General features: G+C 46.4%; 30 protein-coding genes. 24 read left to right on the top strand and 6 right to left on the bottom strand.

Going from position 1 to position 26,881, the window contains the following annotated elements:
• Positions 1-46 precede the first annotated feature (46 nt).
• The 7 genes from polA to BC343_RS08390 all read left to right on the top strand — a co-directional run bounded on the left by polA (position 47) and on the right by BC343_RS08390 (position 8,414).
• A complete protein-coding gene (gene polA, locus BC343_RS08415) occupies positions 47-2,857 on the top strand; it encodes a DNA polymerase I (RefSeq protein WP_078347334.1) in 2,811 nt (936 codons plus the stop codon).
• 13 nt (positions 2,858-2,870) lie between these two features.
• A complete protein-coding gene (locus BC343_RS08410; protein ID WP_078347333.1) occupies positions 2,871-3,725 on the top strand; it encodes a hypothetical protein in 855 nt (284 codons plus the stop codon).
• A 28-nt stretch (positions 3,726-3,753) separates the two neighbouring features.
• Positions 3,754-3,927 carry a hypothetical protein gene (locus tag BC343_RS30975; RefSeq protein WP_156088743.1) on the top strand — a complete coding sequence of 58 codons (174 nt, stop codon included), beginning with the start codon at positions 3,754-3,756 and terminating at the stop codon, positions 3,925-3,927.
• 63 nt (positions 3,928-3,990) lie between these two features.
• The gene (locus tag BC343_RS08405; RefSeq protein WP_078347332.1) at positions 3,991-4,542 is read left to right on the top strand and encodes a Uma2 family endonuclease; all 552 of its coding nucleotides are present in this window, start codon (positions 3,991-3,993) and stop codon (positions 4,540-4,542) included.
• 209 nt (positions 4,543-4,751) lie between these two features.
• On the top strand, positions 4,752-6,176 hold the full coding sequence (locus tag BC343_RS08400; protein ID WP_078347331.1) for a glycogen synthase: 1,425 nt from the start codon (positions 4,752-4,754) through the stop codon (positions 6,174-6,176).
• Positions 6,173-7,435 (top strand): glucose-1-phosphate adenylyltransferase, encoded by a 1,263-nt coding sequence (locus BC343_RS08395; protein WP_078347330.1) that lies wholly within the window; start codon positions 6,173-6,175, stop codon positions 7,433-7,435. The genes BC343_RS08400 and BC343_RS08395 overlap by 4 nt, the downstream gene beginning before the upstream one ends.
• Positions 7,436-7,583: 148 nt before the next feature.
• Positions 7,584-8,414: an SDR family oxidoreductase gene (locus tag BC343_RS08390; RefSeq protein WP_078347329.1), complete on the top strand. Its 831-nt coding sequence runs from the start codon at positions 7,584-7,586 to the stop codon at positions 8,412-8,414.
• A gap of 76 nt (positions 8,415-8,490) precedes the next feature.
• On the opposite strand, the gene BC343_RS08385 is transcribed toward BC343_RS08390, so the two are convergent.
• From BC343_RS08385 to BC343_RS08375, 3 genes are all read right to left on the bottom strand, one after another.
• Positions 8,491-9,171 carry a metal-dependent hydrolase gene (locus BC343_RS08385; RefSeq protein WP_078347328.1) on the bottom strand — a complete coding sequence of 227 codons (681 nt, stop codon included), beginning with the start codon at positions 9,169-9,171 and terminating at the stop codon, positions 8,491-8,493.
• A 96-nt stretch (positions 9,172-9,267) separates the two neighbouring features.
• Positions 9,268-9,582: a YbaB/EbfC family nucleoid-associated protein gene (locus BC343_RS08380; RefSeq protein ID WP_078347327.1), complete on the bottom strand. Its 315-nt coding sequence runs from the start codon at positions 9,580-9,582 to the stop codon at positions 9,268-9,270.
• 93 nt (positions 9,583-9,675) lie between these two features.
• Positions 9,676-10,881 (bottom strand): serine hydrolase domain-containing protein, encoded by a 1,206-nt coding sequence (locus BC343_RS08375; protein WP_078347326.1) that lies wholly within the window; start codon positions 10,879-10,881, stop codon positions 9,676-9,678.
• Between the two features lie 112 nt (positions 10,882-10,993).
• On the opposite strand from BC343_RS08375, the gene BC343_RS08370 reads away from it, so the two are divergent.
• The gene (locus tag BC343_RS08370; protein WP_078347325.1) at positions 10,994-11,992 is read left to right on the top strand and encodes a tetratricopeptide repeat protein; all 999 of its coding nucleotides are present in this window, start codon (positions 10,994-10,996) and stop codon (positions 11,990-11,992) included.
• Between the two features lie 161 nt (positions 11,993-12,153).
• On the opposite strand, the gene BC343_RS08365 is transcribed toward BC343_RS08370, so the two are convergent.
• Positions 12,154-13,812, bottom strand: a complete 1,659-nt coding sequence (locus BC343_RS08365) for a glutamine--tRNA ligase/YqeY domain fusion protein (RefSeq protein WP_078347324.1) — start codon at positions 13,810-13,812, stop codon at positions 12,154-12,156.
• Between the two features lie 502 nt (positions 13,813-14,314).
• Between BC343_RS08365 and BC343_RS08360 the strand changes: the two genes are divergently transcribed.
• The 14 genes from BC343_RS08360 (at position 14,315) to BC343_RS08295 (ending at position 24,095) form a co-directional block, all read left to right on the top strand.
• Positions 14,315-14,737 carry a cobalamin B12-binding domain-containing protein gene (locus BC343_RS08360; RefSeq protein WP_078347323.1) on the top strand — a complete coding sequence of 141 codons (423 nt, stop codon included), beginning with the start codon at positions 14,315-14,317 and terminating at the stop codon, positions 14,735-14,737.
• Positions 14,738-14,748: 11 nt separating this feature from the next.
• Positions 14,749-15,531 carry an enoyl-CoA hydratase/isomerase family protein gene (locus tag BC343_RS08355; RefSeq protein WP_078347322.1) on the top strand — a complete coding sequence of 261 codons (783 nt, stop codon included), beginning with the start codon at positions 14,749-14,751 and terminating at the stop codon, positions 15,529-15,531.
• A 399-nt stretch (positions 15,532-15,930) separates the two neighbouring features.
• The gene (locus BC343_RS08350; RefSeq protein WP_078347321.1) at positions 15,931-16,536 is read left to right on the top strand and encodes a hypothetical protein; all 606 of its coding nucleotides are present in this window, start codon (positions 15,931-15,933) and stop codon (positions 16,534-16,536) included.
• A gap of 199 nt (positions 16,537-16,735) precedes the next feature.
• Positions 16,736-17,323 (top strand): hypothetical protein, encoded by a 588-nt coding sequence (locus BC343_RS08345; RefSeq protein WP_078347320.1) that lies wholly within the window; start codon positions 16,736-16,738, stop codon positions 17,321-17,323.
• Between the two features lie 167 nt (positions 17,324-17,490).
• On the top strand, positions 17,491-18,060 hold the full coding sequence (locus BC343_RS08340) for a hypothetical protein (protein WP_078347319.1): 570 nt from the start codon (positions 17,491-17,493) through the stop codon (positions 18,058-18,060).
• A 288-nt stretch (positions 18,061-18,348) separates the two neighbouring features.
• Positions 18,349-19,797, top strand: a complete 1,449-nt coding sequence (locus BC343_RS08335; RefSeq protein WP_078347318.1) for a sigma-54-dependent transcriptional regulator — start codon at positions 18,349-18,351, stop codon at positions 19,795-19,797.
• A 1-nt stretch (position 19,798) separates the two neighbouring features.
• Entirely contained in the window at positions 19,799-20,020 is a 222-nt protein-coding gene (locus tag BC343_RS08330; protein ID WP_078347317.1) for a hypothetical protein, read from the top strand.
• 70 nt (positions 20,021-20,090) lie between these two features.
• The gene (locus BC343_RS08325) at positions 20,091-21,134 is read left to right on the top strand and encodes an AI-2E family transporter (RefSeq protein ID WP_078347316.1); all 1,044 of its coding nucleotides are present in this window, start codon (positions 20,091-20,093) and stop codon (positions 21,132-21,134) included.
• Between the two features lie 116 nt (positions 21,135-21,250).
• The gene (locus BC343_RS08320) at positions 21,251-21,517 is read left to right on the top strand and encodes a YtxH domain-containing protein (protein WP_078347315.1); all 267 of its coding nucleotides are present in this window, start codon (positions 21,251-21,253) and stop codon (positions 21,515-21,517) included.
• Between the two features lie 50 nt (positions 21,518-21,567).
• The gene (locus BC343_RS08315; protein ID WP_078347314.1) at positions 21,568-21,912 is read left to right on the top strand and encodes a phage holin family protein; all 345 of its coding nucleotides are present in this window, start codon (positions 21,568-21,570) and stop codon (positions 21,910-21,912) included.
• A 2-nt stretch (positions 21,913-21,914) separates the two neighbouring features.
• Positions 21,915-22,349 carry a hypothetical protein gene (locus tag BC343_RS08310; RefSeq protein ID WP_078347313.1) on the top strand — a complete coding sequence of 145 codons (435 nt, stop codon included), beginning with the start codon at positions 21,915-21,917 and terminating at the stop codon, positions 22,347-22,349.
• 383 nt (positions 22,350-22,732) lie between these two features.
• On the top strand, positions 22,733-23,308 hold the full coding sequence (locus BC343_RS08305; protein WP_238381729.1) for an RNA polymerase sigma factor: 576 nt from the start codon (positions 22,733-22,735) through the stop codon (positions 23,306-23,308).
• Between the two features lie 14 nt (positions 23,309-23,322).
• On the top strand, positions 23,323-23,742 hold the full coding sequence (locus tag BC343_RS08300; RefSeq protein ID WP_202909750.1) for a hypothetical protein: 420 nt from the start codon (positions 23,323-23,325) through the stop codon (positions 23,740-23,742).
• 140 nt (positions 23,743-23,882) lie between these two features.
• On the top strand, positions 23,883-24,095 hold the full coding sequence (locus BC343_RS08295) for a hypothetical protein (RefSeq protein ID WP_078347311.1): 213 nt from the start codon (positions 23,883-23,885) through the stop codon (positions 24,093-24,095).
• A gap of 153 nt (positions 24,096-24,248) precedes the next feature.
• On the opposite strand, the gene BC343_RS08290 is transcribed toward BC343_RS08295, so the two are convergent.
• Together BC343_RS08290 and BC343_RS08285 are read right to left on the bottom strand one after the other, a co-directional pair.
• Positions 24,249-24,734: a DinB family protein gene (locus BC343_RS08290; RefSeq protein WP_078347310.1), complete on the bottom strand. Its 486-nt coding sequence runs from the start codon at positions 24,732-24,734 to the stop codon at positions 24,249-24,251.
• Between the two features lie 162 nt (positions 24,735-24,896).
• On the bottom strand, positions 24,897-25,811 hold the full coding sequence (locus tag BC343_RS08285; RefSeq protein ID WP_078347309.1) for a DUF6607 family protein: 915 nt from the start codon (positions 25,809-25,811) through the stop codon (positions 24,897-24,899).
• Between the two features lie 112 nt (positions 25,812-25,923).
• Between BC343_RS08285 and BC343_RS08280 the strand changes: the two genes are divergently transcribed.
• Positions 25,924-26,316: an HYC_CC_PP family protein gene (locus BC343_RS08280; RefSeq protein ID WP_078347308.1), complete on the top strand. Its 393-nt coding sequence runs from the start codon at positions 25,924-25,926 to the stop codon at positions 26,314-26,316.
• A 64-nt stretch (positions 26,317-26,380) separates the two neighbouring features.
• Positions 26,381-26,878, top strand: coding sequence for a heavy-metal-associated domain-containing protein (locus BC343_RS08275; RefSeq protein WP_078347307.1), 498 nt, complete (start codon positions 26,381-26,383; stop codon positions 26,876-26,878).
• The last annotated feature ends 3 nt before the right edge of the window (positions 26,879-26,881 follow it).

Below are 26,881 nucleotides of genomic sequence, written 5' to 3'. Positions count from 1 at the left end.
TCGGTGAAATCATCTAAATCAGTGCAATCGGTGTAAAAATTAAATTATGAAGAAGCTTTTTCTATTGGATGGCATGGCGCTTATTTACCGGGCGCATTTTGCATTGAGCAAAACCCCGCGTTTTACGTCGGGCGGACTGAATACCTCTGCCGTAATGGGCTTTACCAATACCCTGCTGGATGTATTGAAGAAAGAAAAACCCACCCACATGGCGGTAGTGTTCGATACCGATGCGCCAACCGAACGCCATACCGAATTTGAAGCCTACAAAGCCCACCGCGAGGCTATGCCCGAGGACCTGAGCAAGGCTTTGCCCTATATATTTAAAGTAGTGTTGGGTTTCAACATCCCGCTCATCACATCCGACGGGTACGAAGCTGATGACATTATTGGCACCCTCGCCAAAAAAGCCGAAGCCAAAGGCTACCAGGTATATTGCATGACGCCCGATAAGGATTTTGCACAACTGGTATCCGATAACATCCGCATTTACAAGCCCGCGCGTATGGGCAACGAGATGGAGATATTGGGCGTTAAGGAAGTACTTGCCAAATGGGAAATAGAACGCCCTGAGCAGGTGATAGATATCCTCGGGCTTTGGGGCGATGCGGTGGACGGTATCCCCGGCATCCCCGGTATTGGCGAGAAAACTGCCAAAACGCTTATTAAACAATACGGTTCGGTAGAGGGCATTATAGCCCACAGCCACGAGCTGAAAGGCAAACTGAAAGAGAACGTAGAGGCATTTGCCGAGCAGGGCTTAATGTCGAAACGGTTGGCTACTATCAACCTGAACTCGCCGGTAGAGCTGGATGAGGCTGGTTTAGAAATGTGCGCCCCAAGTAAAGACCTGCTGGAGCCGCTCTTTGCCGAGCTGGAATTCAGGACACTGGGGCGACGTGTGTTTGGCGATGATTTCAGCATTACCGAAACCCGCGCCGTATCGGTACAAACCGACTTGTTCGGCGAGCCTGTAGCTGGTGCCCGCACTACGCTTACAGTAGATGTGCAGGACGTATACGAACCGCCAACTCCTGCCGAAGCCAAAAACATTAACACCGTTGAACACGATTATATTTTAGCAGACACCTTTGAGAAACGCGCCGAACTCATCAGCATACTAAAACAACAGGAAGCAATTTGCTTTGATACCGAAACCACCGGTACCGATGCCAATAACTGCGAACTGGTGGGCTTATCCTTCGCCGTGAAGCACTACCAGGCATGGTATGTGCCCGTGCCTGTCAACGAACAGGAAACCATGGCGATTGTTGCCGAGTTTAAACCCGTTTTTGAGGATGAGAAAATTGGTAAGATAGGGCAGAACCTGAAGTTCGACATATTGATGCTGAAGTGGTACAATGTGGAGATGAAGGGCAGCCTGTTCGATACCATGATGGCGCACTACGTGATAGACCCCGATACCCGCCACGGGATGGATGTATTATCCGAGAATTACCTGGGCTACAAACCCGTTTCTATCACCGAGCTTATTGGCCCCAAAGGCAAAAACCAGGGTAATATGCGCGATGTGGAGATAGAGAAGATAAAAGATTACGCAGCCGAGGATGCCGATGTTACCCTGCAGCTGAAAACTGTTTTCGAACCGAAGATAAAAGAAGTAGGTGCCGAAAAACTATTGCACGAGATAGAGAACCCGCTGATATACGTACTGGCAGATGTGGAGCACGAGGGCGTACGCATTGACCATGAAACGCTGAAAGAGTTCAGCAAGGAGCTGGAAACCGACATTGCCAAACTGGAGAAGGTAGTGTATGAGAAAGCCGGCGTTCGTTTCAACATCGCATCGCCAAAGCAATTGGGCGAGGTGCTTTTCGAGAAGTTACTGCTCGACCCTAAAGCCAAAAAAACCAAAACCGGGCAATACCAAACCGGTGAGGATGTATTGCTGGCATTGGCTGCCAAGAGCGATATCGTAAGGGATATATTGGATTTCCGCCAGTTGCAAAAGCTAAAATCTACCTATGTAGATGCCCTGCCTACTATGGTGAACGCAAAAACCGGTCGTATACACACCAGCTACAACCAGGCAGTGGCAGCAACAGGGCGCTTAAGCTCCAATAACCCCAACCTGCAAAACATCCCTATCCGTACCGAGCGTGGCAGGGAAGTGCGCAAAGCCTTTATCCCAAGGGATGAGAACCACACCATTGTATCGGCGGATTACTCGCAGATAGAGCTGCGAATCATAGCCGAAATAAGCAAGGACGAGAACATGCGCCAGGCATTTATAGAAGGTATAGATATCCACACAGCCACCGCTGCCAAGGTATATGGTGTAGGTATAGACGAGGTGGATAGCACCCAGCGCCGCAATGCCAAGGCGGTAAACTTTGGTATTATCTATGGACAGTCGGCATTTGGCTTATCACAAAACCTGGGCATACCAAGGAAAGAAGCTGCCGAGATAATAGAGAACTACTTTGCCCAATACCCGGGCATAAAACAATACATGGCAGACACCATGAACTTTGCCCGCGAGAACGGCTACGTAACCACGCTGATGGGGCGCCGCCGTTATCTGCGCGATATAAACTCTGCTAACCAAACCGTGCGCGGTTTCGCTGAGCGAAATGCCATTAACGCCCCTATACAGGGTTCGGCAGCGGATATGATAAAAATTGCGATGATAAACATCCACCGCGAGCTTAAAGCCAGAAACTTAGATGCCCGCATGACCATGCAGGTGCATGATGAGTTGGTTTTCGATGTGCCGCATCACGAGGTAGAGATAGTAAAACCTATCATCATCGAAAACATGAAGAACGCCATTAAAACCGAGGTACCTATTATGGTGGAAATTGGTACGGGTGTGAATTGGTTGGAAGCGCATTAATGGTAATATTATTATGTCAGACCTATCTTTTATTGAGTCAAAAGATTTGAAGTTTTTTCATAGTAGTGATGGAACAACTGCTGTGTATAAAAACAAAAAAGTTATTTTTAGATATCTATCTATGACGCATCCTGATGCTTCATTTACAGCAGACCAGTATGTTAAATATGCCGAAGCCGTTGGGGAACTTGTTGGTAAACTAAAAAATCTACCGATACATAGTTCTACATTCAAAAAACCTGTATCGTCAAATGACATTATAAACGACTTTTCTCCATTTTATAAATATGTTCCGGAATCAACCTTTCAAAAACATATTATAAATGGAGATTGGCAGTTGGGAACCATCCAACAATACCGTACAATTGAGAATATTAATCAACGAGATGAACTTGAAGGTTGCTCATTCTTGAATTTTACAGTAAATAATCGAATCATTAGTTCATATGTAACATCGGGATTTAATTATCTTATTTTTTGTGGCACCAAAACACCGAATTCAGAAGACTTAGAAAATCAGTTCGGTACCAGAAAGCTATTTTTCCCAAATGTCAAGTCTTTCGCGGATAGAATTTGTAAAAGCATCAATGCAAAAAGGTATTACATACAAAATGTGGAGTACAACTCCTTAAAGTTGTATGTCTGTAAAGATTCAATCACGATTGATAAAGCCATACATTCAAAAAATATCTTATCCTCTTATTACCTTGACCTAATACAGAAATATTTGGTCTACCCAAATCTTTTTGTAAAACCAGAGTCGTTTAAAAAGGAAAACGAAGTACGAATTGTTTTTGAGATGGAAAGGGATTGCAATAAGCCTTACAAGTTTAATAGTAAAGAAGTTCTAAGTTACATAAGATATTAATCAGGTGGACAAGTAAAGTTAATCTGTAATGAACTTTAAAGTAGAATTGGGAAACACATTGAGTAGCTCTATGGATTGGTTCGATGAACTAACCGAAGCGCAACAACAAGATGTTTTAGAAGGTATTGCAGAAGCCGACCGAGGCGAAGTGATTCCGCATGCAGAAGTTGTAAAGCTTTTCGCAAAGTGGGGTTTGGAATAAAGCTTTCGCATTGGTTTAATTATTGCATTCGTTATATTTGTGTAGAGCGCTTTTAAAAAGGTTATGAGTGAAAAGCATAAATATCAGCAGGTGATACCCGAAATACCGCGTACGGCGGTAGATATTTACCGCATGTTGCCGGAGGGGACGCGCTGTGAAGTGTTATTTAACGAACTAATTATGTCTCCAGCGCCTACACCTCAACACCAGCTTCTATTTTCGGACCTGCATGCCCTGCTGTACATGTTCCTGCGGGATGCGAATGTTGGTAAGGTAGTACCTTCGCCTGTAGACGTTTATGTGGAGGGCTTAGAGTCGGTAGTGCAACCGGATATGATAGTGTTGCTGAACAACAATCTCGACATGATAAAAACCGATGGCATTTACGGCGCTCCGGACGTTGCTATCGAAATACTATCCTCTAACCGCGCTTATGATACTAAACGGAAACGTGCCCTCTACGAGAAAGCCGGCGTGAAAGAATACTTCATGATAGACCCGGAGAACAAACTCACCACTTTGCTTACGCTTGATGATGCGGGCGTTTATCAGCAGAGCTACGAAGCGCCGGGTGTGTTGCGGTCGGCATTGCTGGGCTGCGATATTGCCTTTTAAGCAGGCGTTTTTACTGCTTTCTTTCCTATTTATACTACATCATTGCCAAATCGGCAACAAAAGCTACTGTCTGGTTTCGATAAATACCGAAATGGTAATTATAACCTTAATTTAATCAAATAATAACACCATTTCAAACACATTTTTCAAATTATATGTTTGTTCATTTGGGGAAATGTTTAGTACCTTAACCACTATATAATCCTTTAATGAGAATCTACCACCTAAGTGCCGAATGCTACCCTATCGCCAAGGTTGGGGGGCTTGCCGATGTTGTTGGCGCACTGCCTAAATACCAAAACCAGGCGGGGCAAAACGCAGCGGTAGTAATGCCGTTCTACAATCGCAAGTTTGTTCACGAGAACACTTTTGATATGGTTTTCCAGGGCACTACGCTGCTGGGCACCCGCCGCATCTACTTCGAGATACTGAAAGAAACTACCGATAAGCTGGGCTTCGAGCTGTTCATGATAAAGATACCGGGCTTGCTCGACCGTGAGAACGTGTACAGCTACCCAGATGAGAAAGACCAGTTCTTAGCCTTCCAGATATGCTTTTTAGATTGGATAAACTGGAGCGGGCAAACACCCGACCTGGTGCACTGCCACGACCACCATACCGGGCTGGTACCTTTCCTGATGTACCACTCATCGCTGTATAAACGCCTGGCGCAAATACCAACCATATTTACTATCCACAACGGGCAATACCACGGCGCGTTCGGCTGGGACAGGCTGAACCTGCTGCCCGAGATAGATTTTTACAAAACCGGCTTACTGGAATGGGCAGGTGGTATAAACCCGCTGGCAAGCGCCGTAAAATGCAGCTGGCGTTACACAACCGTATCGCCCAATTACCTGCACGAACTTACCATTAACTCTAACGGGCTCGAGTATCTTTTTTACCTGGAAGGGCGCAAAGGCTACGGCATTATCAACGGTATCGATACCGATGTATGGAACTCCGCTACCGACCCAATGGTGCCTGCTAAATATAGCTTAACCACAGTAGCTAAAGGCAAACAGAAAAATAAAGAATTGTTGTGCTCGCGCTTTAACCTTTCGGCAGATAAACCGCTGATCGTATTCATAGGGCGTTTGGTTGTTGAGAAGGGTGCCGACGTATTGCCCGACGCCATAGAACGCAGCATACAGCAGCATGGCGATAATGTTAACTTTTTAATTTTAGGCACGGGCGATACCGAAACCGAAATGGCGCTGCAAAAGCTGAAGGATTTCCATCCGGGCAATTGCGCCGTTTTCATCGGGTATGATGAATCGCTGGCGCACCATATATACGCCGGGGCAGATTTCCTGCTGATGCCATCGCGCGTGGAGCCTTGCGGGCTGAACCAACTGTACGCCATCCGTTATGGCACTATTCCTGTGGTACGTAGCACGGGCGGCTTGTCAGACACGGTTATCGATTTTGGCGACGAAGGCGGTTATGGCATCCGTTTTAACCATGTAAGTGTGGCGGATATCACCCACTCTATAAACCGTGCTGTTGAGCTATACGCCGACACTAAAAAAATGCAGCAACTACGCAAACACATGATGAGCCTCGATTTTTCGTGGGGGCGCTCAGCAAAAGAATATAACGACCTATACGAAACTCTAATTCCCAAGTTATGACATCAAAAGTAATCAGCATTGTACTTGGCGGCGGCCAGGGAAGCCGTTTGGCACCGCTAACGCAAACCCGCTCTAAGCCTGCCGTACCTATTGCCGGTAAATACCGGTTGGTAGATATTCCTATCTCGAACTGTTTGCACTCCAATATCAACAGGATATTTGTGCTTACGCAGTTCAATTCGGCATCGCTTAATAAGCATATCAAAAACACCTACCACTTCAGTACCTTCAGTACTGCTTTTGTAGATATTTTGGCTGCCGAGCAAACACCAACAAGCGCAGGCTGGTTTCAGGGTACTGCCGATGCGGTAAGGCAATGCTTGCACCACCTGGCGGTGCACGAATTTGAGTACGTACTCATCCTATCGGGCGACCAGCTGTACCAGATGGACTTTGAGGAAATGATAGCCCAGCACATCGAAAAGAAAGCTGATATATCTATAGCTACCATCCCCGTGCACGTAAACGATGTACCGGGCTTCGGTATCCTGAAAACTGACGAGAATAACCTCATTACCTCGTTCATCGAAAAACCAAAATCAGGTTTCGAGAACTGGGTGTCAGAAGTGAGCGACGAGATGAAGGCGCAGGGACGTATCTACCTGGCATCAATGGGTATTTACATCTTCAACCGCAAACTGCTTTACGAATTGCTGGAAGGCAACGAGCGTACCGACTTTGGTAAAGAAATTATCCCGGAATCTATCGAAGGGCACAAAGTACTAAGCTACCAATACGAAGGTTACTGGACCGACATTGGTACCATCCCATCGTTCTTTGAAGCTAACCTTGGCTTAACAGACGATATCCCGCAGTTCAACCTGTTCGATAAAAACCATATCTACACCCGTGCACGCATGTTGCCGCCAACCAAAATATCGGGCACTCATTTGGATAGGTCGATAATTGCGGATGGTTGTATCATCAATGCCAGCTTAATTACCCGCTCTATTGTAGGTATACGTACCCGCGTAGGCTTGTACACCACTATTGATAGCTGCTACGTAATGGGTAGCGATAATTACCAAACCCTTGATGAGATAGCTGCTGCAAAAGCCGCCGGCGAGCCTATAATGGGTATTGGCGACAGATGCACCCTGCGTAACGCCATCATCGATAAAAACACCTATATAGGCGATGATGTGAAAATAAACTGTGGCGCTAAACTGCCGGATGGCGACTACCCGACCCACACCGTGGTTGATGGTATAGTTATAGTTAAAAAACGCGCGGTTATACCTAACGGAACCGTTATTTAAACAATGTTGAACATATACACAACGGCTCCGTATTGCGGAGCCGTTGGTGTTTAAAGGCAACTGTAATAATGGTAAGCAATACCGTGTTTGGTATAAGTGGCGGTATTGAGGAATAGCGGAGATTTGTATTTGTAAAAGATATTTAAAGATGGCAAATGTAAATGTTGTGATAGGCGCAGGCTCGATAGGGCAAGCCATAGTGCGCCGGGTAAGCGCAGGCAAGCACGTTTTACTGGCGGATATTCGCCTGGAGAATGCCGAAGCTGCTGCTAAAACCCTGCGCGATGCAGGCTTTATGGTGACTACCGCAGTGGTAGATGTAACCTCTCGCGCCTCGGTACATGCTCTTGTGGAGCTGGCTACCTCGCTGGGCGATGTTTGTGGGGTGATACATGCTGCAGGGGTATCGCCATCGCAGGCGCCCGCACAGGTAATTTTAAAGGTGGACCTGTATGGCACCGCCCTTGTGTTAGAAGAATTTGGCAACGTAATAGCCGCAGGTGGCGCAGGCGTGGTAATTGCATCGCAATCGGGGCATAGGTTACCGCCGCTTACCTTGGAGGAAAATGCCGAACTGGCTACCACGCCTACCGAACAATTGCTATCACTCCCGTGGCTGCAACCCGATAAGGTAACCGATCCGCTGAATGCCTACCAAATATCGAAAAAGGGTAATTCGCTGCGTGTAATGGCAGAGGCGGTGCGTTGGGGGAAGCGTGGTGCAAGGGTAAATACTATAAGCCCGGGCATTATTATAACGCCATTGGCGAATGACGAACTAAGCGGCCCGCGTGGCGATGGCTATCGCCGCATGCTGTGCCTATCGCCCGCAGGCAGGGCAGGTACACCCGATGAAGTGGGCAACGTAGGCGCTCTGCTAATGGGTGCCGATGGCGCATTTATAACCGGCAGCGATTTTTTAATGGATGGCGGTGTAACCGCATCCTACTGGTACGGCGAACTGGCTCCACAGAAATAAGAGACAGGGCTTATAAATAAGAAAGCGCATTTACCATCGGGCAAATGCGCTTTCTGTTTTATTGGAGCTTTGGAGATTACAAGTCTAAACTCTCGCCAATAGCAGGCAGTTTCAGGTTCAGCCCTGCTTTGATGAATTTCTCTTTTACTTCTTCCTTGTCTATTTTGATAACCGGGAACGAATCGTAATGTATACCGATGATGTTTTTGCAGTTGATAAAGGCTGCAGCTTTAATGGCATCATCCGGGCCCATGGTGTAGTTATCGCCCAGCGGAAGGAAAGCCCAGTCGAGGTTCTCATCTTCCAGCAATTTCATATCGTAAGTAAGCGCGGTATCGCCGGCGAAGTATATTTTTTTGCCTTCCGAATAAATAACAAAACCGGCAGGGTTACCGCCGTTGCTGCCATCGGGCAGGGCGCTGCTGTGCACGGCGTTCACCATTTTAACACGGCCGAAATCGAAGTTGAAGCCGCCGCCAATGTTCATGCCGTGCACGTTATCAATATCCTGTTTGCCCAGCCAGCCTGCAATTTCGGCTATGCAAATAACTTTGGCACCGCTTTGTTTTTGCACCTGCACCAGGTCGGCAACGTGGTCGCCGTGCCCGTGCGATACCAGGATGTAGTCGGGGTTAAGGCTGGTAACATCTACAATGCCTTTAGCCAGTTCGTTGTAGGTAATGAACGGGTCGAACAGGAGTTTTTTGCCATTGGCAACCAGTTCAATGGTCGATTGCCCTAAATAGGTAACTTTCATAAGTTGATCTTTTGTTGTGGTAAAAGTACTGCTTACAAAACGGCAACAGCAAATATTTAGTTGCCGCGTACCGTATTTATTACACAAGCATTAAACTTACTTGCCAAACAGGTTGCCCAAGCCACCCATTCCGCCGAACATAGAGCCCGCCATAGCTGCCATTTCAGCTTGATGCACGTTTTCGGCTTGTTCCAAAGCTTTGTTAATAGCTATAACCATTAACTCCTCCAGTTCTTCTTTATCGGCTTCCTTCAAAAACGCCTCGTCAATAGTAACCGACTGAACAACTTTATTGCCGTTAGCCTGAACAGTAATTTTACCCCCCTCGGCAGTGCCGGTAACGCTTATAGCATCCAGCCTCTTTTTTACCTCGCCAGCCTTCTGCTGGGCTTCCATTATTTTGTCGAACATAATGCTTATGGTTATTGGTTGATTCGGTTAAGTAGTGAGTGGTTGTCGTTTTGCAACTATTCTCTACTCACTTTATCAACCATTCACTAAATATCAATCCTCCTCAGTTTCCCCGCTACCCGTGTATGCCCCTTTGCGCACTACAGGCATGCCGGTGGCTTTAAACAGGTCATCAAGGTGCAGCAGGCTGCCGTTCACAAGGTTGCCCAGCAACACAATGGTTACATCGTTCTTCAGGTCGCGCAGGTAAATGTGGCGGAAACCGTGCCACCAGCCGGTGTGGTAAACTACCTCCTGGTTTGGCGCTTCAAATATACGCCAGCCGTAGCCATAACTAAAGTGCCCGCGTAGCATAGGGTTACGAGGTGTGTATGCCGAATCTTGTGTGGCGGGTTTTATCAGCCTGCCTGCACGTAGCGCCTGGTCGAAGATGAAGAGATCGCCCACGGTGCTGTAGATACCTTTATCGCCAACAGGGCCATCTAAAAAGTTTTGTGCTACCGAGTAGCGCCAGCTGTTACGGTCGTGCCCAACTACATCCACCGGTATTTTATCATACACGGCTTTAGAGTATACGGCGGTGTGCGTCATACCGGCGGGTTTAAAAATATTCTCCATCATGTACTCGGCGTAGCTTTTGCCGGTTACCTTCTCTATAATGGCGCCCAGCACCATAAAGTTTGAGTTGTTGTAGTGGAATTTTTTATCGGGAGCAATGTAGCGCGCGGGTTTGTACTGGGCTATCATTTCCATAGCGCCTGCGTTGGTTAGCCCTTTCTTTTGGTCGCGGTGCTCGGCGCGGTAAATGCCGTCAACAAAGTATACATAGTTCATCATGCCCGAGCGGTGCGTAAGCAGCAAACGAATGGTGATACCATCGTACGGAAAATCGGGGAAGAACTCTTTTACATTTTGGTCAAGCTTCAGTTTGCCGCGTTCCCAAAGCTGCATAATGGCGGTGCCCGTCATGGTTTTGGTAACGGAAGCCAGTTCGAATTTCGAGTCGAGCTTCAGGCTGTCTCGCGTAAGGTGGTTGGCCCAGCCGAAGGAATTTTCGTAAACAATTTTGCCTTTTTTGGCTACCAGCACATTGCCGTTAAAACCGCTAACCTTATGCAGGTGCTGCATAAACTCGTCAACTTTTTTATCGGCATCTTTCGGGTTATATTTCAGGAGGGCAGTTGGGTCGAAGGGTTTTTCGGCAGCAGCGGCGGCCGCTTTTTTATCGCCCGCGCCATCAGAACAGGCAGAAATAAAGAACAACGAAGCCGCAAACGCAGCTTTCAGGACACAATTCATAGGTAAATAAATCTTCTTTAAACGAAAGCGAAAATGAGAAAATATATAGAAGGTATAATATAAAAGTTTAAATAATGTTTCAACACAATTAAAATGGGGTTAATTTTAACATATGAAAGTAATTTACAAAGCGTTGGCGATTTTGCTTTTGATAGCAAGTTGTACTAACGCTTATAGCCAGGATAACACCGGCGTAACAGATCTGATAAAACAAGGCATCGAATTAAACAACCAAAAGAAATATACCGAGGCTGCCGACAAATACAAAGCTGCATTAGCTACCGAGCCCGATAACACACAGGCCAACTATCAAATGGCGTTTACCCTGTTTTCGGCAGGAAAGAATACTGAAGCGCTGCCTTATATTGATAAAGCGACCAAAGGCAGTAATGCCAAGTTTACGGCTGCTGCTTACAGCCTCATGGGCAGCATCAACCAAAGCCTGAACAAATTGCCCGATGCGGTATCGGCTTATCAGAATGCGATAAAGGCAGATAGCGCTAATCAGCGGATATATTACAATTTGGGGATAGCCTACTTTAAAAATAAACAGTACGATAAAGCACAAGGTACTTTTGAACAGGCTATAAAGTTAGACGATAGCGATGCAGGTAGTGCGCGTATGTATGCCCTAAGTGCTTTCCATCAAAATAAACGTGCGGATGCCATATTAGGCTTTAGCAAGTTTTTATTGCTCGAACCTAACAGCAACCGTAGCGCCGAAGCCTTTGGCAACCTGCAAAATATTTTACAAGGCGGGCAGCTAAAACCCGAAGCCGGCTATAAGCCGTCGGCAGCAATTTTGGCAGACGCGGTTAAACAAAATACGGCAATTAAAAAAGCTCTTGCCCCTTTCGCGCTAAGGCGTTATGCTTCAACTGGTGATCTGCTTGCAGCACAACTTGGGGCGATATTTAGTGCTGTTGCGGATGACCGAATACTAAATAGTTATTTCGGAAAGCTTTCAACTACGGATAACATGCCTGCTTTTGCGCGTTACATTAGCCAAAGTGCTAAGCCGGAAAGCGCCAAGTGGCTGGTGGCTAATCCGGATAAACTTAAAGTTTTAGAGGATTGGATAAGTGCTAATAAACCCTCATCAATTCCATGAAAATAGGAATCTCTAAGAAGGCACTAATCTGCACTTTAATAGCATAGGCATCACTTATCTTATTTTTGCCTATAGCCGTAATAAAAAAAGCCCGTCTGAAATAATCAAACGGGCTGCTATTTTATCTAAAACTGCAAACTATGCAAACTGCCCACTGCATACTACTTCTTCACCCAGCCATCCTTGAGCGTAACCGTGCGGTTAAACACCAGCTTATCGTCGGTAGAGTTTTTATCGAGCGTGAAATAGCCTTTACGCATAAACTGCACCGGGGTGCCAATTTTGGCGTTGGCTAAATCGGGTTCTATGTAAGCAGTATGCAATACCTGCAAGCTGTTAGGGTTAATGTAGTCTTTAAAGTCGCCGTCTTCGCTGCTTGGGTCCTCTACCTGGAAGAGGCGGTCGTACAGGCGCACTTCGGCGGTTTTACCATGCTCAACACTCACCCAGTGGATGGTACCTTTTACGTTAATACCGCTGGTGTCGTTCCCGCTTTGCGATTCGGGGATGTACGTACAATGTATCTCGGTAATGTTGCCCTCAGCATCCTTCACCACGCTTTCGCCTTTTACAATGTATGCGTTCTTCAGGCGCACCATACCGCCAATGCTCAGGCGGAAATATTTCTTGGCAGGCACTTCCATAAAGTCCTCGCGCTCTATCCACACTTCCCTGCCGAAGCCAAACTCGCGGCTTCCGTCGCCACCTTCTGCTTCAGGGTTATTCTCGCCGCTAAAGGTTTCGGTTTGCCCTTCGGGATAGTTGGTTATTACCACCTTCACCGGGTCCAGCACCGCCATACGGCGCCATGCGGTTTTGTTCAGGTCCTCACGTATGCAGAACTCCAGCAAACCAACGTCTATCATGTTCTCGCGCTTGGCAACACCAATACGCTCGCAAAACTCGCGGATGCTGGCAGGCGTATAACCACGGCGGCGCAAACCGCTAATGGTAGGCATACGCGGGTCGTCCCAGCCATCCACATGCCCTTCGGTAACCAGTTGCAGCAGCTTACGCTTGCTCATTACCGTATAGTTAAGGTTAAGGCGGGCAAACTCGTACTGCTTGCTCGGGAAAAGCTCCAGTTTCTCAATAAACCATTCGTAAAGCGGGCGGTGGGGGATAAACTCCACCGTGCATATCGAGTGGGTAATTTCTTCAATAGCGTCGCTTTGCCCGTGTGCAAAATCATACATCGGGTAAATGCACCAGGCATCGCCCGTGCGGTGGTGGTGCGCGTGCTTAATACGGTACATCAGAGGGTCGCGCAGGTGCATATTTGGCGATGCCAGGTCAAGCTTGGCACGCAGCACTTTTGCGCCATCAGGGTATTTGCCGGCTTTCATATCGGCAAACAGTTGTAGGTTCTCTTCTACCGAGCGGTTACGGTATTCGTTACCCGTACCCGGTTCGGTAGGCGTACCTTTTTGTGCAGCAATCTCTTCGGCGGTGCTATCGTCCACATAGGCTAAGCCTTGTTTTATCAGCACCACGGCAAAATCGTACAGTTTATCAAAATAATCGCTGGCGTAAAGCTCTTCAGCCCAATCGAAGCCCAGCCATTTTACATCTTCCTTAATGCTGTCAACATACTCTACGTCCTCTTTTACAGGGTTAGTATCATCAAAGCGCAGGTTGGTTTGCCCGCCGTAGCGCTGGGCAAGCCCAAAGTTAAGGCATATCGACTTTGCGTGCCCAATATGCAAATACCCATTAGGCTCGGGCGGGAAACGGGTTAAAACCCTGCCGCCGTGCTTACCTTCGGCAATATCGCCTTCAACAATTTCCTCTATAAAATTAAGTGACCTTTCTTCGCTCATGGTATATCAAACAGGCTGCAAAAGTACGGAATTTTAACAGGATTTAGCGATTGAAGGATTAACAGGATTTCAAATGTGCTGATATGTCTGAACCTTGATTTGCTTGATTAAAGGATTCTCTGTTTTTCGTTTTGTCACAGATGCAAGATGTATTTAGAACGGCAGCAGGGAAGCTTCGGGCGAAAGCGGGCAGAACGTGGTGGGTATGTGCGGCTGCAAGGGCATAGGGATTGTTTGCTGAAGCGCAGGGCTGGCGCGGCGAAGCAAGGGGCAAATTATCCCAGCCCGTGGTTCTGCACGGTTTGCAGGGCAAAGGCTTGTGCGGCAAAGAAGCCTCCCTGCTGCCTTGATTTTTGGTTACTTTTTATCAAGAAAAAGTGACAGCCCTCTCGCGGCGAATGAGCGAGCCAATGCTTTCATTTAAGCACCAAAGCTTTTAAATGCCTCCACCCTTTCAAAAACAATTTTCTTACATTTACCACCAACCAAACGGCATTTACCCATGAGCCAAACCCCATTCAACCGCCCCATACGTGTATTAATTGCCAAGGTTGGGCTTGATGGGCACGACCGTGGCGCACGCATAATAGCCACCACCCTGCGCGATGCCGGCATGGAAGTAATATACACTGGCTTGCGCCAAACACCCGAAATGGTGGTGAACACTGCCCTGCAGGAAGATGTGGACGCCATTGGCATCAGCATACTCTCGGGCGCGCACATGACGGTCTTCCCCAAGGTAATGGCGCTCATCAAACAAAAAGGGATGGACGATGTGCTGCTCACCGGCGGCGGTATTATCCCGGCAGATGACATGGCTGAACTCAAAAAAATAGGAGTTGGCGAACTGTTCCCCCCCGGCACCAGCACGGCGGACATTGTAAAATACATCACCGATTGGGTACACGCCAACCGTAACTTTTAACACCACACATTATGGACTATCAAAACCTCCTCATAACAGCAAACGGACGTATACAATATATCACCATCAATCGCGAAAGCAAGCTCAACGCCCTCAACAAGCAAACCTTGCAGGAGCTGCACGCTGCCCTTACCGAAGCATTCAGCAATGCCGAAGTTGGTGGTATCATCATCACCGGCGCAGGCGCAAAAGCTTTTGTAGCCGGTGCCGATATTGCCGAGTTTACTGGCGTAGATGTAGAAGGCGGCAGGGCAATTGCCCAGCAGGCGCAAACCCAAGTTTTTGATGTAATAGCCAATGGCAGCAAACCTGTAATAGCCGCAGTGAACGGTTTCGCCCTTGGCGGAGGGTTGGAGCTGGCGATGGCATGTCACATCCGCATCGCATCAGATAATGCCAAAATGGGCTTACCCGAAGTAACTCTCGGGCTGATACCCGGCTATGGCGGCACCCAGCGCCTTACCCAGTTGGTAGGCAGGGGCAAAGCCTTAGAAATGATCATGACCGCCGATATGGTAACCGCCGCCCAGGCGCTACAGTCGGGTTTGGTAAACCATGTTGTACCGCAAGAGGAATTATTAAGCAAAGCCGAAGAACTCTTAAATAAGATACTAACCCGCGCACCATTAGCATTATCCGCAGCCATAAAAGCGGTAAACGCCGCCGCTACAGATGGGGTAAACGGTTATACGATAGAGATAGAAGAATTTGCAAATTGCTTCGGCACGCAGGATTTTACAGAGGGAGTGAGTGCCTTTATGGAAAAGAGGAAAGCGGAGTTTAAAGGAATATAGAGATTATTTTTTAAACCGCGGAGTTAGCAGAGGTTGCACGGAGGTTCGCAGAGAGCTCCTAAGGTGGTTATTAGATTTAAAAAAATCTTCTTAGTGCCTTAGTAAAAAAACTTAACCAAGCGACAGGCTCTGCGCATCTCCGCGTAACCTCCGTGCCCTCTGTGGTTAAATTCGCCGCAACACTCCCATTCTCTCCACTCAAAAATTACCCACACCAAACCATTTAACATTAAGTTTACACAGCCCTGACTATTTACCCAATCGAGTCAAAAAATAATTAATTGTTAATCAATCGATTAATTTAAGCTTACAATAGGATGAAAAATCTTAACGGATTTCCTCCTTTACTTTGCCCCGTGCTAAACCAAAAAAAGCACAACAATTAATTTACATACCAAAATGAAAAACGTATTCAAAATCGCAACACTTGCCTTAGCATTCGCAGGCATTTCGTTCGCTGCAAAAGCACAAACATCTACCACAGCTACTACTACAACTAATGGCGGCATCCGCTACAGCATTGGTGTTGAAACCGGCATCCCGGTTGGTACCTTTAACGATAGCCGCAAATGGAACTTGGGTGGTTCGGTACAGGCAGATATCCCTGTAGCAAGCCAATTATTCGTAACCGTTAACGCAGGCTTTAACAACCACTTCGGCGAAACCCTTACCGGTTTAGTTGGTGGCACAAGCTCATCTGTTAAAGTACCAAGCGTGCAATTAATACCTGTAAAAGCGGGTTTAAAATTCTTCCCGGTAGCTAACTTCTACGTACAAGGCGAAGCCGGTGCAGCATTTTTACTGAACAAATCTGATTTCTTTAATGATAAATCGGTTGCGTTCGTATATGCTCCGCAAGTTGGTGTTCAGTTCCCGGTTAGCGCAAGTGGCAACTTTATTGATGCTGGCATCCGTTACGAAGCTACTACCAAATACAGCAGCGTTGCCGGTGCTGATGGCAGCAAAGTAAACTTCCTGGGCTTACGCTTAGCATACGGTTTCTAAGCTTATCGCCCTACACTTACAACAATTTGAAAAACAACAGAAAGGGAAGCCCGCAAAGGCTTCCCTTTCTTATTGATGCCACATCAGGTAAGTTTACCCTGCCGGCCTATTATGCTTACGAACAATAGGAAAAACGAGTATTTTTATGCTTTTCTTTGTCGTATACTAAACCCAAAAACCATCACAATTAATTCACATCATGAAAGTCGTTTTTAAGACCCTAACTCTATCCTTAGCATTCGCGGGTATTTCGTTAGCTGCGAATGCACAAACATCTACTATTACAAAAAGTGCCATCCGCTATAGCATAGGCGTTGAAACAGGTATTCCTATCGCTGCCTTTGGCGATTACCGAAAATTGACATTGGGCGGATCGATACAAGCAGACATCCCTGTTGCAAACCAGTTGTTTATTACCCTCAATGCGGGTTTCAATAATCATATTGGCGAGAGCGTTAAAGGTCTTGTCGGCGGCCCTGACTTGGCCTTTAAAGTGCCAGATCTTAAATTAATACCTGTAAAAGCGGGCTTAAAATTTTTCCCGACATCTAATTTCTATGTTCAGGCCGAAGGCGGTGCATCGTTCTTACTTAACAAAGCTGATTTTTACAATAATCACTCAGTGGCCTTTGTTTATACTCAACAATTTGGCGTTCAATTCCCACTCAGCGCAAGCGGCAACTTTGTTGATGTGGGTATACGTCATGAAACTACTACCAAATACAGCAGGAATGAGGATGCCAGCGAAATTAATTTTGTTGGCTTACGCTTAGCTTACGGTTTCTAAGCTTATCGCCCTATACTTACAGCAATTTGAAAAACAATAGAAAGGGAGCCCCGCAAAGGCTTCCCTTTTTATTTGGCAGGCTTAACGTTCAGTTTACAAAAAGCTAATAGCTTTGCCTGTAGCATTAGGGGTACTTTACCCGTAATATATTATAAACGCTAAACCTTATGAAAACACTTACCATCCTTTTGGCATTCATCGCCTTATCATTTGCAACCTTCGCCCAGAAAACATTCCCTCAAAAAACACAGTTCAGTATCGGTATTGATGGTGGTTACCTCACAGGCGGCTTACAGCAAACCCACAAAATAGTGCTGGGTGCTTCGGCACAGGTCGGCTTTAAAGTGGCTGCGCCTTTGCAAGTGTTAGTCAATGCTGGCTTCCTTAACTTTTTCGGCAAAACAGTTTACTATGACGGACTGCAGGATGCCCCGTCTTACGCCAGTTCAACCGCTATGCAGGTGCTACCGGTAAAAGCAGGCTTACGCTATTTCCTCGAACCCAACTTCTACCTGCAAGGCGATGCCGGCGTAGCCTTCCTCCTCAACCGAAGCGGGGTGGGTTTCAATAATTCCAACGCATTTATCTATTCACCGCAAATGGGTTTCCTACTTAGCGCAGGCGATAAAAATTTTGTAGATATTGCCCTGCAATACCAGGGCAGCGGCAAGTTTGAAGAAAGTACCCCCGCAAGCAAGTATGGCTTCATAGGCTTTCGTGTGGCTTACGGTTTTTAAAACAAGTTAACACAAATTGAGTGAACACGAATGAGGCGAATTTTCTCAAATGATGGCGGATAAGATGTGGGTGCTAACCAATAAGAATTAGCTATATCAACCATCCTCACCCTGATCTGTGAAATTCGTTTTAATTCGAAATCATTCGTGTTCACTCAAAAAACAGAGCCTTTACCCCATCCGCTCAACTGTAATTTTTTTCTTCCACATTAAATAATTCAAAAAAAATAGCAAATATTTGTACCTTACCACATCGTAATACAATACCTGTAATCTGTAATTGCTGCTATGAAGAAAATTCTCATCATTGATGACGAAGTGAACGTTGGGCTATTGTTGTCTAAATTCTTAACCCGCAACGGTTTCGATGTAGATACCGCTGCGAACGGCAGCAACGGTATGGAATGCCTTAAAAACAAGGGGTACAATTTAGTGCTTTGCGATTTCAGGCTGGAAGATACCGACGGGCGCGAGATGCTCAAAAACATCAAATCGATGTACCCAAAAACGGGCGTTATCATCATCACAGGTTACTCGGATATTAAAATGGCGGTAGAGCTCATCAAGATGGGCGCTTACGATTACATTACCAAACCCCTCTACCCCGACGAGATATTAAACACCATTAATAAAGCCATCGAAACGCAGTACGCACTGCTCGAGGCGGCTGAGAACGATTATACCACCACTACCGAAAAGCCGCAAAAAGAGGCTAAAAAGCAGGTAATGGCAAGCGAATTTGTGGTAGGCACCAGCCGCGCTTCTAAAGAGCTTTTGAGGCAGATAGAACTGGTTGCACCCACCAATTACAGTGTAATTATATTGGGCGAAAGCGGCACGGGTAAAGAGTCGGTTGCTAAAAGCATCCACCTCAACAGCACCCGCGCCAACCAGCCATTTATTGCTATGGACTGTGGTTCGCTCACCAAAGAGCTTGCCGCAAGCGAGTTCTTCGGGCACGAAAAGGGTTCGTTCACCGGTGCATTCGCTACCAAAATTGGGCATTTTGAGATGGCTAACGGTGGCACCTTGTTTTTGGATGAGGTGGGCAACCTGTCGTACGAGATACAAGCCGCACTGCTGCGCACCGTACAGGAACGTAAAGTAAAACGTATTGGCAGCACCAAGGAGATTGACCTTGATGTACGCATTATTATAGCCACCAACGAGAACCTGCAGGATGGTATTGCCAAAGGGCGTTTCCGCGAGGACCTTTACCACCGCTTCAACGAGTTCAGTATTTACATGCCGCCCCTGCGCGATCGTGGTACCGATATTATGCTGATGGCAGAGCACTTCCTGAAAATTGCCAACCGCGAGCTGGACCGGAATGTTACTACCTTTTCGCCCGAGGTGGTAGAATGCTTTATGAACTACCGCTGGCAAGGCAACATCCGCGAGCTGAAGAACGTGGTACGCCGCGCAACCCTGTTAACCGAAGGTACCGAGGTAGGCATGAAAACCCTTCCGCTGGAAATATCTAACTTTAAGGTAACCGCCTACGAAAGCAATAACAGCAATAGTTACAGCGGCAGCGGTCCGTTAGCAGCAGCCGCGCAAGCACCTGCGCCGGAAGCGCCAAAGCACGACCTAAAGAACGCCGCCCTGGGTGCTGAGCACGAAACCATTTTACGTGTACTGCGCGAAGTGAACTTCAACAAAACCAAGGCAGCCGAGATATTGAATATCGACCGCAAAACGCTTTACAATAAAATGAAAGCCATTAACCTGAAATAACATGGCAGGCAGCACCGGCAACACGCCCGATGCCGAGGCGCTTTCAACGCTGAAGCACGATATAAAAAACCAGCTCTCCAACATCACGCTTGCCATAGAAGGCTTGCGTTTCGAGCTGGAAGATACCCCGGGCGATTTCGCTCTGTATATCGATAGCGTGCGGCAATCGGCAAAAAAAATTGATAGTTTGCTGGATGTGATACAGGCAGAAGAACAAGAATAAATAAGCCGCTCAGCCTTAAAACTTTTCGCCCCATTTTTGTTTATATAGCATCTAAAAGCTTTTCACGGGCATGTCTATCTTTAACTATAAGCAGCGCAACAACATTGTATTGGTAAGCATAATTGTGCTTGGCTGTTTTTTGCTGTATGCACTTAGCGAATTATTTAGTTCCATACTGGGTGCCATAGTGCTGTTCACCATCTTCCGCCCTTTTTATATGTGGATGGTGGAGAAAAAGAGCCTTAACAGCACTTTAGCCGCCCTCATCATCATTTTTATATCGCTTATTGTCATCGTAATACCCTTCCTGTCGTTGAGTATTATGGTGATAGGCAAAATAGCCAGCATCAACAAAGAGTCTATCCATATCGACCAATGGACTGCCAAGATTGATGCCTTTACCGATAAAAATTTGGGGCAGCCTCACTTTGCCGAAGATACCCTGCAAAAGCTGGGTGCCTACGTTGCCGACCTGTTCCCGTCGCTGTTAGGTAGCGCTGCCAACATCATCCTTACGCTATTGGTGATGTACTTCCTGATGTATTTTATGTTCACCCAAATGCGCGAGTTCGAGAGCGGCTTACTTAAATACGCCCCCTTCCGCGAACAGCATGCGCTTAAGTTTGCACAAGCACTACGCGATGCTACTTATTCCAACGTACTGGGGCAAGGCATTATAGCGGTTACACAAGGCGTATTGCTGGCAATGGGCTTTTATGCTTTTGAAATACCCGATGCTATATTTTGGGGTGTGCTGGGGATATTCTTGTCGTTTTTGCCTGTGGTAGGTGCGCCAACTATGTGCATACCCGCCAGCCTTATATTTTTTGCGGACGGACAAAACCTGAAGGGCGTATTGCTATTGGCTTACGGCTTGCTGTTTATCGGCAATGTGGATAATGCCCTGCGCGTTATCATCAACAAGAGGGTAGGCAATACGCACCCCATCATATCGGTGATAGGGGTGTTTATCGGCATACCTCTTTTTGGCATATTAGGGCTTGTTTTTGGCCCGGTATTGTTATCGTATTTCTTATTATTGCTGGAGATATACGAAACCAACCGACTTGCTGCCGACAGGCTGGAGCGGATACGAACGGGGATGGATATGTAACAATATGCGCTTGTAAGCGTTTATTTATATATTGCAACCAATACCAATAGAAATCTATCACAGCGAGAAATTTTATAATTAACAAAACAATTATTCAACTTAAAAATTAATACAATATGAACGATAACACAAAAGTAGTTGTGGCCCTACTGGCAGGTTTAGCAGCAGGTGCAGCCCTTGGAATTTTATTTGCCCCTGAAAGAGGTACCGAAACACGCGATAAACTTTCAGATTCATTAAAAAACCTTGGCGACTCGATAAAGGAAACAGCATCTAACGAGTTGGATAGGTTATTGAACCTTAAAGATTCGGTTGTTGATAATATTAAAAGCAAAGTACGTTCTGCCGAAGAAGAATACCAGGACGACCTGGAGCACGCATAGTTTATCATCGCGGGTTTAATTAGGCCCTTAAGCATACACATTACCGACCTATGGAACCACAGAAAGAGAAAGAACAAGTACGCCCAATTGTTGAGCAAGTACAGGAATACGTTGAAACCCGCGTTAGGCTTCTAAAATTAGAAGTAATAGAGCGCAGCACCTCTATTATTGCCAATATAGTTGTAGAACTTATTGTAATAATAAGCCTGGTGCTCACCTTTCTTTTCGCAAGTTTTACGCTGGCATTGTTCCTTGGCGATGTGTTCCACTCTAACTGGAAGGGCTTTGGCTCGGTAGCGGTACTTTACCTGCTTTTTGCCGTACTTTTAATGGTTGCTAAAAAACCAATAGAGCGCCCAATTGTTAATATTTTGGTACGCAAGCTATTTAAATAACAATGGATATCCTGATACATAACGCAAACGACCTGAAGGTAGAGATAGCAAGGCTTAAAAACCTGGAGGTGGAGCAAAGCGTGGCTTTAAAAGCACGGTTTGCCAGCCCTACGGCTATATTATCAACCGCTATGTCGTTATTCCCAAAATCGCCAACGGTTGATGGGGTGAAGAACGAGAGCTTCTTTAGCCAGGATTTCCTGGGGCTAATATCGCGCATTGCCCTACCGCTTACACTGAATAAAACGATATTCAAAAAATCGAACTTTTTAGTGAAAACGTTGGTAGGTATACTATCGCAAAAAGCATCTCACTACATCAGCGAAGATTCGGTAAGCAGCGTGTGGGATAAGGCAAAAGGCTTGTTCGGCAAATTCATGAAAAAGAAAGACGAACCAAAACCGGCAACCGTACCGGCTTATGTAAGCAAACCATAACAAAACATTCAGGCCCTGTTGCGAAACACGGCTTTAAAGGGATGGGCTTTAATTAGCTTATCCCTTTTGTTTTTTAAGGGGATAGCCACCCCATCGCGAATTGGCTGGCTACCTTACCTCGTTAGGGGGTACAGCTTTGTAGAAATACATCAACAACCAAAGTTTGCGCCGTAGGTGCAAAACGCCGCACGCTACTCCAAATGTCGAGCCGGCTGCATTGCCCCTACAGGGCAGTATCGCTCCTTATAATATTTCTACAAAGCTTTTGTCGCTAACGCGACTGTATTGCCGACTGTATCCTTCTGACCCACATCCAAAAAAATAAAATTGTTTAAAATGTTTTAAAAACACAGTCGTCTATATCTTTATAAACAGATATACAATTGCAAAGCGTAGTAATGCCCCAGGATAAAAACAGCCACATCATACACACTATAAAGGAGTATGGTAAAAGCCTATTGGGTTTTATCCGCAAGCGCGTAAAGAATGATGCCGATGCCGAAGACATTCTGCAGGATGTGTGGTACCAGTTTAGCAACGTACTAAACACGGAACCCATTGAGCAAACCAGCGCCTGGCTTTACCGCGTAGCACGCAACAAAATACTCGATAAGCATAAAAAACATACCGAAACCCTGCTTGATGATATGGCAGGCAACGATGAAGACGGCGACGAAGATACTTTAGACCTGCGGGACTTATTACTTACCGAAGCCCGCACCCCCGAAACCGAATACATTAAAAACATATTTTGGGAGGAGCTTTTTGTAGCCCTTGATGAATTGCCCGAACAGCAGCGGCAGGTATTTGTATGGCATGAGCTTGACGATATCCCCTTTGAGGAAATTGCCAAACGCACCGGCGAAAACGTAAACACCCTGGTATCGCGCAAGCGCTACGCGGTACTACATTTACGCAAACGCCTGAAGCAATTGTACGTCGAGATAAACAATTATTAGTAAAGATTATAACAATGAACACACGACATAAAAAAAAGCTATTCTTTATTCCGTTCGGGATAGCTGCCATATTGGCCCTGGTAAGCTACGTAGTTATGCTGCTTTGGAACGCCCTTTTACCCGAGATACTGCACGTTGGCGCAATAACCTACTGGCAGGCAATGGGCATATTTATACTGAGTAAAATACTCTTCGGTTTTGGCGGCAAAGGCGGCCCGGGTGGTGCGCCATGGATGCGCCGCAAGCAAATGATGGAAGAACGTTTCCGTAACATGAGCCCCGAAGAACGCGAGAACTTTAAAGCCCAATGGAAAGACCGTTGCAGCTGGGGCCGCCGCGGCGAACACTGGATGGGCGGCCGCGATGCTTTCAAAGAGCCCTTTAAAGAGCCAAAACCGGAAGCGGATTTTGAGCAGGAAGAAAAAGATAAATAATCCCTTAAACGTCATGCCGAACTTGTTTCGGCACCCCACGCGGCAGGTAAACGGCATGCATAACCGTTAGCATTGTGGCTACTTGTATGATGGGTTGCTGAAATAAATTCAGCATGACGTTTGGCTAAACCCCACCACCTATGGATGTGCTGATATTTAAAACAAGTGTAGCAACGCCCAGCCAGGCGAGCCGTTTGCAACCCATGCTGAGCGCCCTTGCCGACATAAAGCGCTACACTTTTGACCTGGAAGACTGCGACCGCGTGCTCCGCATAGAAAGCACCCGCATCGAATCGCAAACCATCAAACACATCCTCAGGATGGCAGGTTTCAGCTGCGAGGAACTTCAGTAGGCAGTTGGCGGTTTGCAGTGGGCAGTTTGCTTAGTTGGCAGTTTGCAAGGTAGAAACAAATCGGCTATGCAAACTGCATGCTGCAAACTGAGAACTGTCCACTGCTAACTGCACACCGCAAACTGGCAACTGCTAACTGCTAACTGCTAACTGCTAACTGAGCAGCCTGTTCATTAAAGCCAGTTGCCCGCTGTGGTATATATGATGCTGAATAAGCCCTTCTATCAGTTGGCGGTAGGTTACGCCGGTGCCCATGGCAGGGTCGCGGGTATCATTAGTGGGGGCATCCCATTTATCGGCAGGGAGGCTATTAATTACACTTTGCAGCGTAACGTTTGCCAGCTTAAAGTTGTCTTTGAGTTGTTGCCACTTATCCTCGTCAGGGTTGCCGGGGTTGGGCCAATCGCCGGCGGCAGGTTCGCCTGCAGGTTGCCCTTGCATACGTTGGGTTACTTCTTGCGCCCAGCCCAGCATGTGCAACAGTATGCCGGCAATACTGTGTACCGCGCCGGGAGGCATTTCGTAAGCATCCTCGAAAGTGATGCTATCGATAATGCTGTAGGTATTAGGCCCATACCATGGGTCGCCGCTCAGGATGCTTTGCAGCGATGCGTTTAGGGTGTCGGGAATGCTTGCCATTGTTTTTTTAACCAATATACAAGCAATTTGGTTTACTATTCTGTACGTTGGAAGCGATTTGCGCTTGCTTCCATCGGATCTATCATACAAACCATCAAAAAAGCAGAAAGCCTCCGCGAATTACATCACGGAGGCTTTCTTATTTAAACCCGTTGCCTAAAATTACGACGCTAAGTAAGCATTGATAATTTTCGAAGCTTCTTCTTTATTTTTAGCAGCGCTCCATTTCTCTTTAACCGATTGGTCGCCCAGGTCGAATAATTGTTGATACAGGCGTTTGCCATCTTTTTTCTCCAAAACTTTCAGGTTACCGCTTTTCGCGAATACGCCATCCCATACGGCGCGAACATCGCCCCAGTATTTTTGCTGGCTTGCCCACCAGGTTTTAGTGTAAGCAAATTTGCTCTCATCAATTTTGGTGAACTCTTCGTAACCTTTTTCTTGCGCAATTAATTTATCGCCTTCGGCAGTGCGTAATATCTTTTTGTTGTCCTGCTCGAACATCCAACCGTTAGGGGTCAGGATAACGCGGTTACCACGGCGCAGTACGTTATAGTCTTTACGTTTGGTGTACTCGCGGCGTGGCAGTGGCGAATCGGCTTCGCTTTGCCATTGGTGGCGGCCATCTACATGTACCCAGGTACCAATGCTTTGGTAGCGCGGGCTATCATCAACCTGTAAAACAGTTTGTACCCAACGGCCTTTAGTTTCGGCAGGCGAAAGGGCAACTTTTTTCCAGGCGTTATCTTTATCGTAGTTCATCAACGATGGGGCTTCGTAAACCCAGTCTTCGCGCCAGTGCTTAATAACGGTAGTATCATCAACCTGTAATAAGTGCTGGATAACTATTTTCTTTGGCGAGTCTTCTACGATAATAGCTGCCTCGTTACCCCACGAGCTGTAGCGCGGGTAAAATTTATAAGCTGTATCGGTTGCAAAGGTTTCGGCATAGTTGAAGGTTACTTTATAGTAGCCCGCCAAAGCTTTAATGGCTTGCCTGTCTTGCTCTAATTTCGATTGGGCGGATGCACCGAGGGAAACGGCGCAAATAGCTAAAAATAGGGAGAGTTTTTTCATCTTTATTTAGATTAATTCTAAACACAAAGAAAAAGAATAATTCAGGAAATTTCAACAATTTATCACAAAATTTTATAGTTGCGCCAACGTTGTTAAATCGTACTTTTGTATTATGATAAAAAGGCAGGCAGCATTGGTATTGGCTCTACTGTACATAGTTACGGTGGCAGGCTTTGCGCTTAACCTGCATTATTGCGGCAATTACGTTGCCGATGTTAAAATAAATGCACCTGCCGAAGCCTGCGCACAGCCCATGGCAAAAAGCAAAATGCATTGCTGTAAGGATAGCCGGTTGGACGTAAAAGTAAAGGACGACCATCAAAAGGAATCCACCTCATTCTTGTCGCGCCTTTTTGCTTTCGAGCTGCCAAAGTTCGCCTGGGCAGACTTCCTGTTCTCGTCGCAGCAATCGGTTTTAGAAAAACTTTTCGACCGTGGGCCACCCGACGAGCCGCCGGCAAATGCCATTTCTGTTTTCCTGAAGAATTGCACCTTTAGGATTTGAGCCGCTAATTACCTTATCGTAATTAGTCAATTCAATCCCAAAGTTCAATTTAAAACAGAAAACAATGAAAACCTTAAAAGTATATATCATCCTCTTTATAGCAACCATCACCGTTGCCAAAGCACAATTCACCAAAGCCGAACTGCAAGTTGCCGGTTTAACCTGCTCGCTGTGCGCCAACTCTACCGAGAAGGCTATTAAAGCGCTACCCTTTGTGAGCGAAATAAAGCCCGACCTGATGCGCAACATCTACAACATCACCTTTAAAGAAGGCGTTCCGGTAGATTTTGAGCAGATAACCAAGAAGATAAAAAGCGCAGGCTTTTTTGTGAATTACTTTAAAACCACCTACAACTTCGCCAACACCACCGTGGCCGAAAATGCTTTCACCGTAGGCGGCGACACCTATAAAGTACTTAATGCCGATAAACCGCTGAACGGCGAAGTGGTACTCACCATTGTAGATAAAGGCTTTGCGCCAAACTCGGTATCTAAAAAGTACCTGGGCAAAAACCCGGAAGCACCCGCTGCATCGGGCAAAACTTACCATTTAGCTATTTAACAG

The organism is Mucilaginibacter pedocola (assembly GCF_002013915.1).
Classification (GTDB): domain Bacteria; phylum Bacteroidota; class Bacteroidia; order Sphingobacteriales; family Sphingobacteriaceae; genus Mucilaginibacter; species Mucilaginibacter pedocola.
This window is presented reverse-complemented; position numbering and strand designations above follow the sequence as displayed.

Excerpts from the sequence above, each read along its gene's own strand:
- polA (WP_078347334.1), top strand. The coding sequence starts at position 47 with ATGAAGAAGCTTTTTCTATTGGATGGCATGGCGCTTATTTACCGGGCG.
- BC343_RS08410 (WP_078347333.1), top strand. The coding sequence starts at position 2,871 with ATGTCAGACCTATCTTTTATTGAGTCAAAAGATTTGAAGTTTTTTCAT.
- BC343_RS30975 (WP_156088743.1), top strand. The coding sequence starts at position 3,754 with ATGAACTTTAAAGTAGAATTGGGAAACACATTGAGTAGCTCTATGGAT.
- BC343_RS08405 (WP_078347332.1), top strand. The coding sequence starts at position 3,991 with ATGAGTGAAAAGCATAAATATCAGCAGGTGATACCCGAAATACCGCGT.
- BC343_RS08400 (WP_078347331.1), top strand. The coding sequence starts at position 4,752 with ATGAGAATCTACCACCTAAGTGCCGAATGCTACCCTATCGCCAAGGTT.
- BC343_RS08395 (WP_078347330.1), top strand. The coding sequence starts at position 6,173 with ATGACATCAAAAGTAATCAGCATTGTACTTGGCGGCGGCCAGGGAAGC.
- BC343_RS08390 (WP_078347329.1), top strand. The coding sequence starts at position 7,584 with ATGGCAAATGTAAATGTTGTGATAGGCGCAGGCTCGATAGGGCAAGCC.
- BC343_RS08385 (WP_078347328.1), bottom strand. The coding sequence starts at position 9,171 with ATGAAAGTTACCTATTTAGGGCAATCGACCATTGAACTGGTTGCCAAT.
- BC343_RS08380 (WP_078347327.1), bottom strand. The coding sequence starts at position 9,582 with ATGTTCGACAAAATAATGGAAGCCCAGCAGAAGGCTGGCGAGGTAAAA.
- BC343_RS08375 (WP_078347326.1), bottom strand. The coding sequence starts at position 10,881 with ATGAATTGTGTCCTGAAAGCTGCGTTTGCGGCTTCGTTGTTCTTTATT.
- BC343_RS08370 (WP_078347325.1), top strand. The coding sequence starts at position 10,994 with ATGAAAGTAATTTACAAAGCGTTGGCGATTTTGCTTTTGATAGCAAGT.
- BC343_RS08365 (WP_078347324.1), bottom strand. The coding sequence starts at position 13,812 with ATGAGCGAAGAAAGGTCACTTAATTTTATAGAGGAAATTGTTGAAGGC.
- BC343_RS08360 (WP_078347323.1), top strand. The coding sequence starts at position 14,315 with ATGAGCCAAACCCCATTCAACCGCCCCATACGTGTATTAATTGCCAAG.
- BC343_RS08355 (WP_078347322.1), top strand. The coding sequence starts at position 14,749 with ATGGACTATCAAAACCTCCTCATAACAGCAAACGGACGTATACAATAT.
- BC343_RS08350 (WP_078347321.1), top strand. The coding sequence starts at position 15,931 with ATGAAAAACGTATTCAAAATCGCAACACTTGCCTTAGCATTCGCAGGC.
- BC343_RS08345 (WP_078347320.1), top strand. The coding sequence starts at position 16,736 with ATGAAAGTCGTTTTTAAGACCCTAACTCTATCCTTAGCATTCGCGGGT.
- BC343_RS08340 (WP_078347319.1), top strand. The coding sequence starts at position 17,491 with ATGAAAACACTTACCATCCTTTTGGCATTCATCGCCTTATCATTTGCA.
- BC343_RS08335 (WP_078347318.1), top strand. The coding sequence starts at position 18,349 with ATGAAGAAAATTCTCATCATTGATGACGAAGTGAACGTTGGGCTATTG.
- BC343_RS08330 (WP_078347317.1), top strand. The coding sequence starts at position 19,799 with ATGGCAGGCAGCACCGGCAACACGCCCGATGCCGAGGCGCTTTCAACG.
- BC343_RS08325 (WP_078347316.1), top strand. The coding sequence starts at position 20,091 with ATGTCTATCTTTAACTATAAGCAGCGCAACAACATTGTATTGGTAAGC.
- BC343_RS08320 (WP_078347315.1), top strand. The coding sequence starts at position 21,251 with ATGAACGATAACACAAAAGTAGTTGTGGCCCTACTGGCAGGTTTAGCA.
- BC343_RS08315 (WP_078347314.1), top strand. The coding sequence starts at position 21,568 with ATGGAACCACAGAAAGAGAAAGAACAAGTACGCCCAATTGTTGAGCAA.
- BC343_RS08310 (WP_078347313.1), top strand. The coding sequence starts at position 21,915 with ATGGATATCCTGATACATAACGCAAACGACCTGAAGGTAGAGATAGCA.
- BC343_RS08300 (WP_202909750.1), top strand. The coding sequence starts at position 23,323 with ATGAACACACGACATAAAAAAAAGCTATTCTTTATTCCGTTCGGGATA.
- BC343_RS08295 (WP_078347311.1), top strand. The coding sequence starts at position 23,883 with ATGGATGTGCTGATATTTAAAACAAGTGTAGCAACGCCCAGCCAGGCG.
- BC343_RS08290 (WP_078347310.1), bottom strand. The coding sequence starts at position 24,734 with ATGGCAAGCATTCCCGACACCCTAAACGCATCGCTGCAAAGCATCCTG.
- BC343_RS08285 (WP_078347309.1), bottom strand. The coding sequence starts at position 25,811 with ATGAAAAAACTCTCCCTATTTTTAGCTATTTGCGCCGTTTCCCTCGGT.
- BC343_RS08280 (WP_078347308.1), top strand. The coding sequence starts at position 25,924 with ATGATAAAAAGGCAGGCAGCATTGGTATTGGCTCTACTGTACATAGTT.
- BC343_RS08275 (WP_078347307.1), top strand. The coding sequence starts at position 26,381 with ATGAAAACCTTAAAAGTATATATCATCCTCTTTATAGCAACCATCACC.